The sequence below is a fragment of the Mesorhizobium sp. L103C105A0 genome, from assembly GCF_000502215.1.
Classification (GTDB): Bacteria; Pseudomonadota; Alphaproteobacteria; order Rhizobiales; family Rhizobiaceae; genus Mesorhizobium.
This window is the reverse complement of the sequence record NZ_AYXF01000006.1, coordinates 342,322-358,031: the sequence shown is the minus strand read 5'-3', so window position 1 is coordinate 358,031 and position 15,710 is coordinate 342,322. Positions and strand designations below refer to the sequence as shown.

Below are 15,710 nucleotides of genomic sequence, written 5' to 3'. Positions count from 1 at the left end.
ATGACCCCGCCCCTTCTGTCGCTCCGCGGCATCTCGAAGAGCTACGGCCAGATCCGGGCTAACGAAGCCATCGATCTGGACGTGGCGCCCCAATCGATCCATGCGATCCTCGGGGAGAATGGGGCGGGCAAATCGACGCTGATGAAGCTCATCTATGGCGTTGAACAGCCGGACGAAGGCACCGTCGTCTGGAACGGAGAGCATCTGCGCCTTGCCTCGCCGGCTGAGGCACGGCGCAGGGGCATCGGCATGGTCTTTCAGCATTTCTCGCTGTTCGAGACGCTGACTGTCGTCGAGAACATCCAGCTCGTCGTCCCCGGCGGCAAGGCGGAGCTGGCGGGGCGCATCCGCAGCCTCGGCCAGGATTTCGGCCTTGAAGTAGATCCTCTCGCCGATGTGCACGCGCTCTCGGTCGGCGAACGGCAGCGGGTGGAGATCATCCGCTGCCTGATGACGGACCCGAAGCTGCTCATTCTCGACGAGCCGACCTCGGTCTTGCCGCCGCAGGCGGTGAAGAAGCTGTTCGACACGCTCAGGCGCCTTCGCGACCGCGGCGTGTCCATCCTGTTCATCTCCCACAAACTGGAGGAAATTCGCACGATCTGTGACCAGGCGACGGTCTTGCGTGGAGGGTGCGTTATCGGCACCGTCGACCCGCGCGACTATGATGCGCACGACCTCGCCCGGATGATGATCGGCCGCGACATGCCCGAGGTGATGCCCGCGTTGGCCATGCCCGAGGGGGAGAAGCGGCTGGAACTAATCGACATGGACTACACGCCGGACGACCCCTTTGCCACGCCGCTCTCCGGCATCAGCCTCACGGTACGATCAGGCGAGATTCTTGGCATAGCCGGAATATCGGGCAATGGCCAAGGCGAGCTTGCCGCGCTTATCTCGGGCGAAGCGATGCTGCTGAAGGAACAACGCGACCGGATTTACATGATGGGCCGCGACGTAGGCACACTCGATGCGGCCGCGCGCAGGAGATTTGGCTTCGCCTTCGTGCCCGAAGACCGGCTGGGACGCGGCGCGGTCCCTGAAATGTCGCTCGTGCTCAACACCGTTCTTACCGCCCATCCTTTCGATCTCGTGAGGCGCGGCCTCATCAACAGCGCCGGAGCGACGGCTTTCACCAACGAATGCATCCGTCGGTACGACGTCCGCGCCTCCGGCCCGGATGCCGAAGCGGGCTCGCTGTCCGGCGGCAACTTGCAGAAATTCATCGTCGGTCGCGAGATGATGCTGTCGCCAAAACTGCTTTTCGTGGCGCAACCGACCTGGGGTGTAGACATTGGCGCTGCATCCGCCATCAGAAGGCGGCTCATCGCGTTGCGCAACCTGGGCGTGGCGATCCTCGTAATTTCCGAGGAACTCGAGGAACTTTTCGAACTCTGCGATTTCATCCAGGTGCTGCATCATGGGATGCTGAGTCCGCCTCTGGTCACGCGGGACACGCGCCCCGAAGACATCGGCAGATACATGATCGGAGCACATGCCTCGCCAGAGAAGGTTCCTGCATGAGCGTTTGGGCCGCGACGTTCCTCCCCGCGCTCGTCCGCCGGGAGCATGCCTCGCTCGTCGCGGCCATGCTGGCCCCGGCTGTCGCGCTTGGCATGGCGATCATCCTCAATCTGGGCCTTTATGTGCTGATAGGCCGAGATCCGGCGGCCGTCCTGTACGCGATGCTTCTCGAGCCGTTCCTCTCCTGGGCATCGTTCGCGGAGGTGCTGCTGAAGGCGGGGCCTCTTCTCCTCATTGCCCAGGGGCTGGCGATCGGTTTCCGCGCAAAAGTGTTCAACATCGGCGCGGAGGGCCAGTTTATCCTGGGCGCTATTTTCGCCTCGGCGATCCCCGTCTGGTTTCCGCAGGCGACCGGGCAGTGGATCTGGCCGCTGATGCTGCTTCTCGGTGCCCTCGGCGGTGCGCTTTGGGCATCTATCACCGCCTTCTGGCGCGTCAGGCTCAATGCGAACGAGATCCTGGTCTCCCTGATGCTGAGCCTCGTTGCGGCGCAAGTCCTCAACTACTTGCTGCTCGGCCCATGGAAGGACCCGGCCGGCTTCAATTTCCCACAATCCGTCATGTTTCAGAACGACGCGATGGTGCCGACCCTGATCACCGGTACCCGTGTCAACGTCTCGCTGCTCATCACACTTGCGCTCTCGCTGGTGGCCTGGGTTTTCATGCAGCGAAGCTTCATGGGGTATAAGCTCAAGGTCGGCGGCCTTGCCCCGCGCGCGGCCGGTTACGCCGGCTTCAGCGAAGGGCGTGCGATTTGGCTATCGCTTCTGATCGGTGGCTTGGCGGCGGGACTGGCAGGCGCCGCGGAAGTCGCGGGTCCGCTCGGCCAGTTGCAGCGCTCGATCTCGACCGGCTACGGTTATGCGGCCATTATTGTCGCATATCTCGGCGGCTTGCATCCAGTCGGCATCATCTTTTCCGCGCTCTTCATGGCTGTCCTCTATATCGGCGGCGACAATGCGATGGTGTCGGCAAACCTGCCGATCGCCGCCGTCCGCGTCTTCCAAGGCAGCTTGCTGCTCGCCTATCTCGGCGCTGTGGCCTTCGTGCGCTACCGCATCGAGTGGCGCCGCCCCCATCACCTGAGCCAGCCATGAACGCCGTCGAGTTCATTATTTCGGGCATGCTCGCAGCGGCAACCCCCTTTCTCCTTGCCGCACTCGGCGAGTTGGTGGTCGAGCGCGCCGGTGTTCTTAACCTCGGCGTAGAGGGCCTGATGGCCCTCGGCGCGGTGCTCGCGTTCATCGTCGTCTACCACGGCGGTGGACACCTGCTGGGGTTCGTTGCCGCCGGCCTCGGTAGCGCCGTCCTGTCGCTCGTCTTTGCAGTGCTGGCACTCGGATTCCGGGCAAACCAGGTCGCGACAGGCCTTGCGATCGGCATTCTCGGCCAAGGCCTTTCGGCGCTGTTCGGCAAAAGCTACGAGAGCTTGACGGTGAAGGGGCTCCCGAAACTTGCCTTTCCCGGCCTCTCGGAAATCCCGGTAGTCGGCAGGCTGTTTGTCCAGGACGTCGTCGTATGGCTTTCCCTTGCCGTGACGTTTGCGATCTGGGCGATGTTTGCCTATACGAGAGTCGGCCTTGTCGTGAGGGCAATCGGCGAGAATCCCAAGGCAGCCCACGCCATCGGCTATCCGGTCATCGCTATCCGTGTCGCGGCCATAGCTTTTGGTGGCATGATGGCGGGTTTTGCCGGCGCCTATGCGGCGGCGGTGTACACGCCCCTTTGGGCGGACGGTATGATTGCCGGACGTGGCTGGATCGCGATCGCACTCGTTGTCTTTGGTACGTGGCTCGCTGGCCGCATCTTCCTGGGTGCCTGCCTCTTCGGCGCGGTTTCGCTGATGAGCCTCGCCGCCCAGGCGACCGGTCTGGACCTGCCATCGCAACTGCTTTCCAGCCTTCCCTATCTCGTTACGATCGTCGTGCTCGGTGTCATCTCGGCGGACCGCCGCTTGCTCAGGCTGAACGGTGTCGCCTCGCTTGGCGAACCCTTCGAACGTTAGCCGGGATTAAAGTGGATTTGCGAAACTCGGCGTAAGTTGAAGAGATTCGAAACGCCAGCGGACGATCGGCATCCGATCCAAAGGGCAGAAACGCCAAACGGGGCGAAGGTATGCCCGCAAGGGTAGCGCTGACGCCGTCGACTGCGAGCAGCGGAACGATGTGGCGCACAACGCGCCCGACATCGGTGGAGATCGTCGCGGGTTTCTTGGATCGTCCCCTTTTCTGCAGTACGAGCCCCATTCTCGAGGGTCCATTCTCCACCGCAGCCTAGGGAAGCGGCGTCGCAAGATGGCCTGAGGCATGCGCCCGGTAAATTCCCGCATGCGAGCACTCGTCCTGCCTGTCTAAGGTTCCGAGTCTAACCGCAAATCCTCGATTTTTTCCGCCAATTCCAACATATATATTCCGGTCGCCGCAAGAAGCCATAACAACGACTTCCAATACTACCTATTCTTGCAGAAACTAAAAACGCTACACTCGCGTAATCATATTGGTAACGGATGCTGTTCAACCTGCGTCCAGGCAACCAGCACGGGGAGCGGCGTTATGGATTTCTTTAAAAGTTTAACAAAGGTCTTGGCCGGCGGCGCGGTTTCCGTAGCTTTGTGCTTTCCGGCTGGCGCGGGCGGGCTCAGTGTGGGCATCGGCGGCAGCGGTGGGGTGGGTGTTTCGGTCGGCGGCAGTGGCGGCGGGCTTGGCGTCGGTGTCTCGGTCGGCGGGAGCAAGGGCGTCAATGCCGGAGCGACGGTCGGAGGCACCAGCGGCACCACCGCCAGTGTCGGCGCCTCGGTTGGCAGCGGCGTTACCGCCGGCGCCGGCGTATCGGTCGGCACGGGCGTCGGGGTCGGGGTCGGCGCAACCGTCGGCAGCGGGGTCGGCGCCGGGGTCGGGGTGGGCAGTGGAGTGACGGCCGGGGTCGGCGTCGGCATTGGCACACAGACAACGACCACCAGCCCTAGGGATCCCAACACGCCGGCGGTGCCGGCGCGGCCGGCGGTGGTTGCCATCAGCGCCATGTCGGCCGGCCAGATCGCCAAGATGAAAAAACGCTGCGCCAGCGTGCTCAGCGGCAAGGGCACCTACGACCGGGACCTGAAGGAGCTCTGCCGGATATTGGCGCGGCGCTGAGTACCGCAACATCGCATCTGCCGTGGGGCGTCAGTCTCTCAGCCAGCCCCAATGCCGCAAGGTGGCGGGCATTCTTAGGGAGAGAGTTTTGCCGAGCGGTTCAGCGTTTCGCGGAAAGGCGGAACCGCTCAGGCTGTGCGCTTTCATCGGCGGCATTCCGCATGGCTTGGTCGCCGAGCCGAAGGAAGCGCGCCGCCCGGTTGCGGCCTTAATCTGACCTCTGCCGTCCGTCCGGTCACCCGTTTGGGCCGGCTCGAAGATTCGCCTCTGGCCTTTTGTATCACCCGCTCTAGCTGCTTTGTGTTAGGCTCGTCATGTTAGCCTTGTCTTGCTGATGGAGGTTTTGATGGATCGGCGATCATTCTTGACAGCATTGTTTGGCGTTGCGGGGGCCGCGGCGCTTGCTACCGCGGTTCGGCCTCTCGAGGCCGTGGCCGGGGTTCCCAATGTCGGTAACGGCATTCTCGATGAACTCGACAAGCAGGATGCCAATTCGTTTGATGACGACGAAGGCGCTGGCGATGTCGAGCAGATCTCGCATCGGCGATGGCACCATCGTCGCCACCACAGGCGGCATGTCTGGAGACGGCACTGCCGCACGTTCTGGCGGCATGGCCGGCTGCGCCGGCGCTGCTATCGCAGGCGCTCCTTTGTCGTCTTGCGGTTCTAACCGCGGCACGTTCCCGGATAGACCCTGCCCTGAGGCGCAAACACCAAACAGACCCATCCCGATTTGCATCGGGATGGGCTGGTTCAACTTTATCCAGCCACAGCTGCCACCGACTCCCGCTGCACCAGCGGGCATTCCAGCTTGGTGATGGGATAGCGGCCGCGGCCGGCAGGCGGCGGCACTTCGAGCTGTTCGATCGCCCATTGGCCCATCGCCATGTGCGGCAGGATCGATGTCGTCAGCGGCGGGAACAGATGGCGGGCGATCTCCTCGTCGTCATAGCCGACGACGGAGATGTCCTGCGGGATGTGCAGGCCTGCCTCCTTCAGCGCTTCGTAGCAGCCGATGGCCGTGCGGTCGTTCTGGCAGAAGATGGCGGTCGGGCGCTCTTTCAGCGCCAAAAGCTTCACGGTCGCGGCATAGCCGGCGCTCGCCGACCAGTCGCCCTCGACCACCAGTTCGGGATCGAACGGGATGTCGGCGGTGGCGAGCGCCCTGCGGTAGCCTTTCAGCCGGTCCTGCGCGGCCTGCATCCACGGCTCGCCGGTGATGATGGCGATGCGGCGGTGGCCGTGGCCGATCAGATGCCGGGTCGAGTTCTGGCCGCCGGCGATCTCGGAAGGCACCACGGCCGGGAAGGCATAATCGGCCGTGTAGCAGTTGAGCAGGATGACCGGTATGTCGAGGCCGTAGAGGAAATCCGGCGCCGTGATCTCGCGGGTGAAGATGGTCATGTAGATCAGCGCCGAGATGCCGCGCCTGGTGAGCGCCGCAATGGCGCGCGGCTCCATGACGGCGTCGCCCATGGTCTGCGCCACGAGCAACACATTGCCGGCGTTCCACGATGCCTGGCGCGCGCCCTCGATGGCGACAACGGCTTCCGGGCTTGTCGCCAGCTGGTCGACAGCGAAACCGATGACACCGTCAAGTCCATCGAAGGCGGGAACAGGTTTGCGCAGCGCCGAGAAGGCGGGTGCTGCGTAGCCGAGCGAGCGCGCGGCGTCGATCACCCGCTCGCGCGTCTGCTGCGACAGCCGGATGCCGGGCGAATCGTTGAGCACGAAAGAGACGGTCGCCTGCGAGCAACCGGCTGCCCTGGCAATGTCGGTCATGGTGACGCGGCCGCCCTTGGCAGCTCTCGCCGGCGCCTTGCGCCGCTTCGCCGTGTCGTCCGGATCCCTCGTCTCGCTCATGGCATTGCGTCCCAATCCCCAGCCTGTCTAGTCGCAAGCCTGCCACACCGACAAGATGGTGTCGCGCCGTCGACCAATGGAAATAGTCGAAGGCGTTTATCTTTATTAGCAGCTTTGAAGTTCGCCGCCATGCCGCTTCGGGCCGCGTGAAATTCGAGGACTGCAAGGCATCAGCTTGCGCGAAGCCGTGCTGCACCTGTTCGGGCAAACTAGACCTAGGGCCACCGCCGAGTGTCCGCGCGAGACCTCTGCTAATAGTGTTTACTAATACAAAACGACGCTGTAACGTCAATCCGCCGTGTCCGGTCAGGTGGGACCCCGTGCGGCGAGAAGTGCACGTGAATGGCCCGATGGCGAGCGGGGTTTGCCTCCGCAAGCCTGGTCTCGGACATGTGATATGTCAGACAAATCAGACTATTTACGAGCATGGGATGAGTCTCTAAAGTCCGTGATCGCGACCGACGACGCCATTCTTCAGCGCCGGGAACCCCTGAGGAGGAGGGCGTCCAAATCGCGAGCGGCAAGTCAGTGAATTCAGATCGGTTCAGTCCGACGACTGAGCCAAAACGGGAGGTTGAACATGAAATCCTTGATACGACATGCATCCGTGGCCACCGCAGCCCTGCTGCTTGGCCTGACCGCGACAGCCATTGCGCGCGCCGACGACAAGCCGACGCTTGCCTTCGTCGTCAACGGCGCTTCCGATTTCTGGAAGGCCGCCGAAGCCGGCGTCAAGAAGGCGCAGGCCGAATTGCCCGACTACAATCTCGAACTCAAATATCCCGAGCAGTCCTCGGTCGCCATCCAGCAGCGGCTGATGGACGATCTGGTGACCGCCGGCGTCAAGGGCATCATGGTCTCGGCCGTCGACCCCAAGACCTCGACCGACGGCCTGAACAAGATCGCGTCGGAAACGGCGCTGTTCACCACCGACTCCGATGCCCCGCAGACCAAGCGCGTCGCCTATATCGGCTCGTCCAATGTCGACGCCGGCAAGCAGGCGGCCGAGATCGCCAAGAAGGCGATGCCGGACGGCGGCAAATGCCTCGGCTTCGTCGGCCTGCTCGGCGCCGACAATGCCAAGGAGCGCATCCAGGGCATGAAGGACGGCCTCGCCGGCAGCAAGATCGAACTGGTGGACGTGCGCGGCGACGACATCGACCAGGCGCGCGCCAAGAAGAATGTCGAGGACGCGCTGGTCGCCAGCCCCGACATCACCTGCATGGTCGGCTTCTATTCCTACAACACGCCGCGCATCTATGAAGCGCTGCGCGACGCCGGCAAGCTCGGCTCGATCACCGTCGTCGGCTTCGATGACGATCCGATCACGCTGGGCGGCGTCAAGGAAGGCACCGTGGCGGCCACCGTCGTGCAGCAGCCCTTCGAATGGGCCTATCAGGGCATGAAGCTGATGGCCGCCTATCTCAAGGGCGACAAATCAGGCATTCCGGAAGGCGGCCTGATCATCATCCCGACCAAGATCATCGGTAAGGACGATGTCGACACCTATGCCGCCAATCTGAAGGCGATGTCCGGAAACTGAGACCACGAGCAGTTGCGCCGGCTCAGGGTTCGCCTTGAGCCGGCGATCGTGTTGACGGGTCGGCCAAGGCCCGTCAGTCTGTAGCCCACCGGCTGCTGGCAAGCCTGATCAAATATGGCGTGATGAATTATTCCGACCCATCCATCGTCGCAACCACCCCGTTCCTCGGCCTCGAGAACGTGCGCAAGACCTATCCGGGCGTGGTGGCGCTGGACGGCTTTTCCATGGAGGTCAGGCCGGGCGAGGTGATCGGCCTGGTCGGCGAAAACGGCGCCGGCAAATCGACCTTGATGAAGATCCTCGGCGGCGTCACCAGGCCGGACAGCGGCGCCATCACCGTCGACGGCGTTGCGCATGACGGGCTCACCGTCGAAGGCAGCCTGGGGTCGGGCATCGCCTTCGTCCACCAGGAACTCAATCTCTTCGAAAACCTCGATGTTGCCGCCAATATCTTCTTCGGCCGCGAGCCGTTGCGCGGCGGGCCGCTGAGATTGGTCGACCGCGCCAAGCTGCGCGAAATGGTGGCGCCACTGCTGAAGCGCGTCGGCGCCAATTTCTCCGCCGATACGCCGGTTGCCTCGCTGTCGCTGGCGCAGCAGCAGATGGTCGAGATCGCCAAGGCACTGTCGATCAAGGCGCGGCTGGTGATCCTCGACGAGCCGACGTCGAGCCTGCCGCTCGCCGAAACCGACAAGCTGCTCGACGTCATCAAGGCGCTGAAGGCCGATGGCATCAGCGTCATCTTCATTTCGCACCGGCTGCATGAGGTCGAGCGCGTCGCCGACCGCGTCGTGGTGCTGCGCGACGGCATGCTGGCTGGCACCTTGCCGAAGAGCGCCATCAACCACGACCAGATGGTCAAGCTGATGATCGGCCGCATGCTGAAGGAGCGCGAGAAGGCCTCCGAGGCGGCGCGGGCGCCGGGCGCCACGGCTCTCTCGGCCAAAGCCATCCGCACCCCCGCCTACCCTGCCCGGCCGGTCGACCTCGACATCAGGCGCGGTGAAATCCTCGGCCTCGCCGGCCTTGTCGGCTCCGGCCGCACCGAACTGGCGCGGGTGTTCTTCGGCATCGACAGCACGCTTGGCGGTGGGCTCGAACTCGACGGCAAGCCGCTTGTACTGGGTTCGGCGGCCGATGCGGTCGCGCATGGCATTTTCCTGGTTCCGGAAGACCGCAAGCTGACCGGCATTTTGCTTGACCTGTCGATCGCGCAGAACATCTCGCTGCCCAACCTGCCGGCGCATGCGAAGCGTAGACTGGTGTCGCCAAGCTCCGAGGCCGCCACCGCGGAGAAGCAGAAGACGAATCTCGGCATCAAAGCGCCGTCGGTGCAGACGCGAACCGGCACGCTGTCGGGCGGCAACCAGCAGAAGGTGGTGCTGGGCAAATGGCTGGCGATGAACCCGAAGGTGATGATCCTCGATGAGCCGACGCGCGGCATCGATATCGGCGCCAAGGCCGAGATTTACGGGCTGATGCGAGCCTTGGCCGATGCCGGCGTCGCCGTGCTGATGATCTCCAGCGACATGGAAGAGGTGATCGGCGTGTCCGACCGCATCGCCGTCATGCATGAGGGCCAGATCTCGGGCATTCTCGACAAGGAACAATTCAGCCAGGAAAACGTGCTGTTGCTGGCGGTCGGCAAGCCGGCAAACTAGCGGGCTTCAGGCGATTGCCGGTCCGGCGCATTGGGGAGAAGACGATGAGCAAAAAAGATCTCGGCCTGCTGATCCTGATCCTGGTGGTCGGCGCCGTGGTGACCGCCATCAACCCGCGCTTCCTTTTGCCGATCAACCTCGCCAACACCTCGAACCTGATCGGCCTGTTCGGGATCCTCGCCATCGGCCAGGCCTTCGTCATCATCACCGGCGGCATCGAATTGTCGGTGGGGTCGCTGGTGGCGCTGCTCGGCACGCTGTTCATCGATTTCATCGCTGTGCGCGACATGCCATGGCCGCTGGCGCTGCCGCTGATCCTGGTGCTGGGCGGCATCATCGGGCTGGCGCATGGCTGGCTGATCACAAGGCTGAAATTGCAGGCCTTCGTGGTGACGCTGTGCGGCCTTTTGATCTATCGCGGGGTCGCCCGTTTCTATACCGCCGACGGCACCGCCGGCTTCGCCTTCGGCCAGAATTTTCCCGAGCTCGAATTCCTCACCGCGGGCCGCAGCTATGGCGTGCCCAACAGTTTCATCGCACTGATCGTCATTTCGATCGTCATGTGGGTGGTGCTGCACCGCTCGGTGTTCGGACGCTACCTCTATGCCATCGGCAAGAACGAAGAGGCGGCTAAATATTCGGGCATCCGCACCGGCCGCGTCGTGATGGCCGCCTATGTCATCTGCGGCGTTCTGACGGCGCTGTCGGCGATCTATTTCGCCATGTACACGCGCTCGATCTCGCCGGCCAGCCACGGCCAATTCTACGAACTCTACGCCATTGCCGCCGCAGTTCTCGGCGGCTTCTCGCTGCGCGGCGGCGAAGGCTCGCTGGTCGGCGTCATCCTGGGCACCGTGCTGCTGCAGGAGTTGCAGAACCTGGTCAATCTGCTCGGCATCCCGTCCTCGCTCAACTTCGCGGTGATGGGCGGCGTGATCCTGATCGGCGTGCTGGTCGACCAGCAATGGGGCGTGTTCCGCGCAAGGCGGCTGATGCTCGATGCCAGCCGGAAGACTGTCGCGGCGGAGTAGCGCTACATCACGCCGGATATATCCGAGAAGGCCATCGCCTTGCGCAGCACCTCGACGAAGCGTTCTCCGGCGGCTTCGCGCCGGCCGCCATTGTCGATCGAGGTGACGCCGGAGCCGGACAAAGCGATATTGGCGCTGCGGGCGAGCCGAGCCAGCACTTCGCCGCGCGATTCGCGGCCGCGCTGGGCGAGACGCTCGGCGAGGATTTCCGGCGAGGCGGTGATCTCGACGACAGCCAGATTGGCATAGCGCTCCCGCAGCACCGGGATGACTGCGCGCGAGACATTGGCGACCGCGACATGGCCATTGGCGATGGACCAGTCGACATCGGCCGGAATGCCGTAGCGCAGCCCGTGCGCCTCCCAGGAAATGGCGAAGGCGCCGTCGGCCTCGGCTTCGGCAAAGGCTGCGTCGGCCAGCGTGTCGTGATCCTCGCTTGCGGCGTCGCTCGGCCTGGTGATGACCCGGCGGACGAACTCCAGCCTCGTCTCGTCGGCAAACAAGGTGCGGGCATAGCCGATTACCGTATCCTTGCCGGCGCCGCTCGGGCCGACGACGGCGACAAACACGCCGTTGCGGAGCGGAAAGGCCTCGCTGCTGAGTTCGCGGTCGATCGACGCCGAGACCATCAGGCGACCCGGCGCCCTTGGCGCCAGACAGTGCGCACGACCGGCACATGGTCGTCGACGCGCACACGCACCAGATCGGCGCGGCGGCCCTGTTCGATGACGCCGCGGTCGTTGAGGCCGATCGCCTCGGCCGGATTCTTCGACACCATCGCAACCGCCTGCGGCAGGGAAATGCCCTCGACGACGTCGCCGAGGAAGAAGGCCGACTGGATCAGGCTGAAGGGAATGTAGTCGGACGACAATATGTCGAGCAGGCCGTCGCCGGCCAGCGTGCGGGCCGAGACATTGCCCGAATGCGAGGAGCCGCGCATGACGTTGGGCGCGCCCATCAGTACGCCGAGCCCGGCATCCTTCGAGGCCTTGGCGGCTTCCAGCGTGGTCGGGAATTCCGCGACGCGCACGCCTTGTTCGATCGCCTCGTCGACATGGCCTGATGTGGCGTCGTCATGGCTCGCCAGCACAATGCCCCGCTCGTTGCAGGCGGCTGATATCGCCACCCGGTTCGGTCCCGAATTCTTCGCTGATTCCGACATCCGCTTTTCGCAGAACAATTGGAAGTCGCGATCGGTCAACTTCAGCTTGCGCTGATAGTAATAGGCGTAGGTCTCGAGATTGACGAACTGACGCTGTCCCGGCGCATGGTCCATCAGCGAGGCCAGCTTGACCCGCTCGTCGCCATCGAAATTGGCGAAAGCCCGCAAGCAATCCGGCGCCGAGACCTCACAGCGCAGATGCAGGAAATGGTCGGCCCGCAACCGGTCTTTCGCGACGCTGTCCTCGATCGCGCCGGCGAGCTTGCGGATGTCGTCGGAGGTAATATCCGCGTCCTCGTCCATGCCGACACGCAAAGCGTCGAGCACGGTGGTGATGCCGGCGGTGGCCACCTGCGCGTCATGGGCAAGGACGGCGGCGATCGGGTTCCAGCGCACTTTCGGGCGCGGCGCATAGTGGCCTTCGAGATGGTCAGTGTGCAGCTCGACCAGGCCGGGAATGATGTAGTCGCCGCCCATGTCCTCGCCGCCCATGCCCCCGCCGGTGTGGCCGGTGCCGGCGTCGACGCCGGAGATAAAACCGTCGCGCAGCACGAGCGACCCTTCGACGATCTCGTCGGCAAGCACGATGCGGGCGTTGTGGAGAACAGTTTCGGCGGTCATTTCAGGCGGTACCTGGTTACTCGGACGAATTGCGGTCAGGCGGTTTTTCGGGCAGCGCGGCGGCCGAGCGCATGATGCGAAAGCACCATGAACGGAGCGCCCGGTTCGGTTTCGACGAACAGCGTCAGCGCATCCACCAGCACCGGCTGCTGCAGCACATCGGCGAACAGGCTGTCGATTGCCGCGCGCAGACGTTGGCTTTCCTGCGGCCCGGCCCGGCCGGACAGCGTCATGTGGAAGCGAAAGGTCTCGAACACGTAGGGGTAGCCCCACTGACAGAGATTGCGGAACTCGGCCGGTTTCAGCGAATCCGGGCTGCGCCGTTCGATTTCCGCTTCGGTGAGCGGCGCGCGAAAACGGTCGAAGCTAAGCACGACATCATCGGCGAAACGGTTGAGCGGCGGCAGCGGACCTTCCGGCACCAAAGCGAAGAAACCATCGATCTGGCTGACGACCAGGCGCGGGATGGTGACCGTCGGCGTTGCTTTGGCAAAGGCGTCCAGCGCCGCGCGCAACGAGCTTTCGGTTTCGTTGGCGGCCAACCGGAAGGGCGCTTTCAGCGTCGCATGAAAACCGTAGCGCCGCGCCGATGCGGTGTGAAAGGCGACTTCGGCCGCCGACAGCTCGCCCACCGCCTCGACCGGCCTGGTGGCGGCGCCAAAGGGGTCGCGACCCAGCCAGTTGGCGGCGATCCGCGCCAACGGCTCGTCCTGCCTCGGGGTGAAATAGATGGCGTAGCGCATCGAAAAAAATCCTCGTCAGCCCGCTGCCATAGGTGATTTCCATGACGGATTGACGAAGCTTATGCGAGTTTTCGAAGGCAAATCGACCCCATGGATCGTTAGCCGACGATTTTTCTTCCGGCGCAAGCGAAGGCCGATCAGGCCTTCATGAGCCATTCGTGCTCGGGCGCGTTGTGGAACTTCCACGTCCGCTTCGGCCCGGCCATGACGTTAAGGTAATAGAGGTCGTAGCCGTGACAGGCCGCGCACGGATGATAGCCCTTGGGCACCAGCACGACATCGCCGTCCTCGATCGCCATCGCCTCGTCCAGTTCGCGGGCGCCCGACTTGTCGGCGTCGGTGTAGACGCGCTGGAAGGCAAAGCCCTGCGGCGGGTTGAGGCGGTGGTAATAGGTTTCCTCAAGATAGGATTCGGCCGGCAGATTGTCCTGATCGTGCTTGTGCGGCGGGTAGCTCGATGTGTGGCCACCGGGCGTGATGACCTCGACCACCAGCAGCGAGTCGGCGGGCTTGCCCTCGGGCAATATGTTGGTGACGTAGCGCGTGTTGGTGCCTTTGCCCCGAGTCTCCTGGCCGAGGTCGTCGGGTGCGATGACGCGAACGGGCAAGCCGCCGCCCAGGCCCGGCGCCGAGCAGACCGCGAGTTCGAGATCGGTGTCGGCGGTGACCGACCAGTCCGAACCCTCCGGAATATAGACCGACCACGGCTTGCCCTCGAAGGGCGACATGCGCTCGCCGAGCAGGCCGAGTTCCTGGCCGCCGGCCCTTGCCGTGCCCTTGCCGGTGACGAACACCAGGCAGACTTCGCGATCCTGCGTCTTGCCGGATGCGGTCTCGCCCGGCTTCAGGCGGTGCAGGTCGAAGCCGACATAGGTCCATCCGGCGCTTTTGGGCGTGACATGGGCGACGCGGCCATGGCCCTTGTCGGCTTTGACGAGCAGTTTCGACATGTTTTGTCTCTCCTATCGCAAGTCTTCGAGGTCGGCCTCTCAACTTCGTCATCCTGGGGCGAAGCAGGAGCGAAGCTCCGTCGCGAAGACCCTAGGATGACGAAGCGAGGGACGTTCCGGCCAATCACAGGTGTCCAGTGTCCGACCCGCAAGCCCTTCCGAGCCACGGCCGCTTCATTCCTTCGGTTCGGCGTCCGCCTTCGCTTCGCCGGTCTTCGGTCGATCAGGCGCAGCCTTGCTCTCCTCCACCGGCTTGTAAAGATAGAAGAACTGCCAGACGGCGTAGGCGGCAAAGCCGAGCGCAATGATGCCCCAGAATGGGGTGCCGGAGGCGAATTCTATTCCGGCCCAGATCACGCAGACGGCGACGACGGCAACGCGCCGCCACAGCGGCCGGAAGAACGGGTGCTCGTAATCCTTCATCGGATCGCCTCAGGCATTGGGAAAGCCTTGCGTTTCCACCGTGTAGCCGGCCGCCGTCATCACCCGCATCAGCTCCTTGTAACCCACTTGGGCCATCTTCAGCGGCGGGTTCTTCTTCGGGTCCTGCTCGGCCTCGACGACGAACCAGCCCTCATAGCCATGGTCGGCGAAGCGCTGCACGATGGCGCCGAAATCGAGCGAACCGTCGCCAGGCACCGTGAAGGCACCGAGCGCCACGGCGTCGAGAAAGGACTGCTTCGTGCGGTCGAGCCCGTCGATCACGCCCATGCGCACATCCTTCACATGGACATGGCTGATGCGCTTGTGGTGGTTGTCGATGGCGCGCAGCACATCGCCACCGGCAAAGGCGAGATGCCCTGCATCGAGCAGCAACGGAATGCCTTCGCCGGAATGGCGCATGAAGGCATCGAGCTCCGGCTCGGTCTCGACCACCGCCGCCATGTGATGGTGATAGGACAGCGGCATGCCTTGCTCTGCGCACCATTCGCCGAACTCGGTGAGGCGCCTGGCATAGGCCTTCATTTCGTCGTTCGACAATTTCGGCTTGGTGGCGAGAGGCTTGGAGCGATCACCCTGGATCGAGCGGCCGACCTCGCCATAGACGATGCAAGGCGCATTCACCGCCTTGAACAGGTCGATCATCGGCTGGATGCGATCCCTGTTCTTGCCCATATCCTCATCGACCAGCGTGCCGGAGAACCAGCCGCCGCACAGCGTCACGTCGGCCTTTTTCAGGATCGGCAGCATGATTTCGGGGTCGTTTGGGAAACGCCGGCCCATTTCCATGCCGGTGAAGCCGGCAGAGCGCGACTGGCGCAGGCACTCTTCCAGCGAGACGTCGTCGCTGAGTTCGGCAAGATCATCGTTCCACCACGCAATGGGGGACATGCCCAGTTTGGCTTTCAAGTTTTAGCTCCGGTTTCTTGTTCACCCTCCCCCTTGTGGGGAGGGTCGCTGCGAAGCAGCGGGGTGGGGTGCGGCGCCAGACCCCCACCGGACCTTCGGTCCGACCTCCACAAGGGGGAGGTAGGGGG

The 15,710-nt window shown here is 63.8% G+C and carries 15 protein-coding genes; 7 read left to right on the top strand and 8 right to left on the bottom strand.

Going from position 1 to position 15,710, the window contains the following annotated elements:
- The 4 genes from X727_RS145655 (at nt 1) to X727_RS145670 (ending at nt 4,658) form a co-directional block, all read left to right on the top strand.
- Nucleotides 1–1,524, top strand: coding sequence for an ABC transporter ATP-binding protein (locus X727_RS145655; RefSeq protein ID WP_023834619.1), 1,524 nt, complete (start codon nt 1–3; stop codon nt 1,522–1,524).
- A complete protein-coding gene (locus X727_RS145660) occupies nt 1,521–2,621 on the top strand; it encodes an ABC transporter permease (RefSeq protein ID WP_023744943.1) in 1,101 nt (366 codons plus the stop codon). The genes X727_RS145655 and X727_RS145660 overlap by 4 nt, the downstream gene beginning before the upstream one ends.
- Nucleotides 2,618–3,529 (top strand): ABC transporter permease, encoded by a 912-nt coding sequence (locus X727_RS145665; protein WP_023744942.1) that lies wholly within the window; start codon nt 2,618–2,620, stop codon nt 3,527–3,529. Before X727_RS145660 ends, X727_RS145665 begins: the two co-directional genes overlap by 4 nt.
- A gap of 547 nt (nt 3,530–4,076) precedes the next feature.
- A complete protein-coding gene (locus X727_RS145670) occupies nt 4,077–4,658 on the top strand; it encodes a hypothetical protein (RefSeq protein ID WP_023834618.1) in 582 nt (193 codons plus the stop codon).
- A 358-nt stretch (nt 4,659–5,016) separates the two neighbouring features.
- Here the strand turns inward: X727_RS145670 and X727_RS1000000168585 are convergent, their stop codons facing one another.
- Both X727_RS1000000168585 and X727_RS145680 read right to left on the bottom strand, forming a co-directional pair.
- Nucleotides 5,017–5,415, bottom strand: a complete 399-nt coding sequence (locus tag X727_RS1000000168585) for a hypothetical protein (protein WP_196815005.1) — start codon at nt 5,413–5,415, stop codon at nt 5,017–5,019.
- 2 nt (nt 5,416–5,417) lie between these two features.
- Nucleotides 5,418–6,521, bottom strand: a complete 1,104-nt coding sequence (locus X727_RS145680; protein WP_031204422.1) for a LacI family DNA-binding transcriptional regulator — start codon at nt 6,519–6,521, stop codon at nt 5,418–5,420.
- 580 nt (nt 6,522–7,101) lie between these two features.
- Between X727_RS145680 and X727_RS145685 the strand changes: the two genes are divergently transcribed.
- The 3 genes from X727_RS145685 (at nt 7,102) to X727_RS145695 (ending at nt 10,756) form a co-directional block, all read left to right on the top strand.
- Complete coding sequence (locus tag X727_RS145685; protein ID WP_023672352.1) at nt 7,102–8,064, top strand: sugar-binding protein; 963 nt, start codon at nt 7,102–7,104, stop codon at nt 8,062–8,064.
- A gap of 122 nt (nt 8,065–8,186) precedes the next feature.
- The gene (locus tag X727_RS145690; RefSeq protein WP_023834617.1) at nt 8,187–9,725 is read left to right on the top strand and encodes a sugar ABC transporter ATP-binding protein; all 1,539 of its coding nucleotides are present in this window, start codon (nt 8,187–8,189) and stop codon (nt 9,723–9,725) included.
- Between the two features lie 44 nt (nt 9,726–9,769).
- A complete protein-coding gene (locus X727_RS145695) occupies nt 9,770–10,756 on the top strand; it encodes an ABC transporter permease (protein ID WP_023834616.1) in 987 nt (328 codons plus the stop codon).
- A 2-nt stretch (nt 10,757–10,758) separates the two neighbouring features.
- Here the strand turns inward: X727_RS145695 and phnN are convergent, their stop codons facing one another.
- The 6 genes from phnN to iolE form a co-directional block, all read right to left on the bottom strand.
- Nucleotides 10,759–11,388 carry a phosphonate metabolism protein/1,5-bisphosphokinase (PRPP-forming) PhnN gene (phnN, locus tag X727_RS145700; protein ID WP_023741263.1) on the bottom strand — a complete coding sequence of 210 codons (630 nt, stop codon included), beginning with the start codon at nt 11,386–11,388 and terminating at the stop codon, nt 10,759–10,761.
- A complete protein-coding gene (locus X727_RS145705; protein ID WP_023814494.1) occupies nt 11,385–12,539 on the bottom strand; it encodes an alpha-D-ribose 1-methylphosphonate 5-triphosphate diphosphatase in 1,155 nt (384 codons plus the stop codon). Before X727_RS145705 ends, phnN begins: the two co-directional genes overlap by 4 nt.
- Before the next feature lie 35 nt (nt 12,540–12,574).
- Complete coding sequence (locus tag X727_RS145710) at nt 12,575–13,282, bottom strand: DUF1045 domain-containing protein (RefSeq protein WP_023739734.1); 708 nt, start codon at nt 13,280–13,282, stop codon at nt 12,575–12,577.
- Nucleotides 13,283–13,419: 137 nt separating this feature from the next.
- The gene (gene iolB / locus X727_RS145715; RefSeq protein WP_023672346.1) at nt 13,420–14,232 is read right to left on the bottom strand and encodes a 5-deoxy-glucuronate isomerase; all 813 of its coding nucleotides are present in this window, start codon (nt 14,230–14,232) and stop codon (nt 13,420–13,422) included.
- 174 nt (nt 14,233–14,406) lie between these two features.
- Nucleotides 14,407–14,655, bottom strand: coding sequence for a hypothetical protein (locus tag X727_RS145720; protein ID WP_023672345.1), 249 nt, complete (start codon nt 14,653–14,655; stop codon nt 14,407–14,409).
- Nucleotides 14,656–14,664: 9 nt separating this feature from the next.
- Complete coding sequence (gene iolE / locus X727_RS145725) at nt 14,665–15,582, bottom strand: myo-inosose-2 dehydratase (protein ID WP_023823973.1); 918 nt, start codon at nt 15,580–15,582, stop codon at nt 14,665–14,667.
- Nucleotides 15,583–15,710: the final 128 nt, after the last annotated feature.

Coding starts and splice junctions, on each gene's coding strand:
- X727_RS145655 (WP_023834619.1), top strand. CDS start 1: ATGACCCCGCCCCTTCTGTCGCTCCGCGGCATCTCGAAGAGCTACGGC.
- X727_RS145660 (WP_023744943.1), top strand. CDS start 1,521: ATGAGCGTTTGGGCCGCGACGTTCCTCCCCGCGCTCGTCCGCCGGGAG.
- X727_RS145665 (WP_023744942.1), top strand. CDS start 2,618: ATGAACGCCGTCGAGTTCATTATTTCGGGCATGCTCGCAGCGGCAACC.
- X727_RS145670 (WP_023834618.1), top strand. CDS start 4,077: ATGGATTTCTTTAAAAGTTTAACAAAGGTCTTGGCCGGCGGCGCGGTT.
- X727_RS145680 (WP_031204422.1), bottom strand. CDS start 6,521: ATGAGCGAGACGAGGGATCCGGACGACACGGCGAAGCGGCGCAAGGCG.
- X727_RS145685 (WP_023672352.1), top strand. CDS start 7,102: ATGAAATCCTTGATACGACATGCATCCGTGGCCACCGCAGCCCTGCTG.
- X727_RS145690 (WP_023834617.1), top strand. CDS start 8,187: ATGAATTATTCCGACCCATCCATCGTCGCAACCACCCCGTTCCTCGGC.
- X727_RS145695 (WP_023834616.1), top strand. CDS start 9,770: ATGAGCAAAAAAGATCTCGGCCTGCTGATCCTGATCCTGGTGGTCGGC.
- X727_RS145705 (WP_023814494.1), bottom strand. CDS start 12,539: ATGACCGCCGAAACTGTTCTCCACAACGCCCGCATCGTGCTTGCCGAC.
- X727_RS145710 (WP_023739734.1), bottom strand. CDS start 13,282: ATGCGCTACGCCATCTATTTCACCCCGAGGCAGGACGAGCCGTTGGCG.
- iolB (WP_023672346.1), bottom strand. CDS start 14,232: ATGTCGAAACTGCTCGTCAAAGCCGACAAGGGCCATGGCCGCGTCGCC.
- X727_RS145720 (WP_023672345.1), bottom strand. CDS start 14,655: ATGAAGGATTACGAGCACCCGTTCTTCCGGCCGCTGTGGCGGCGCGTT.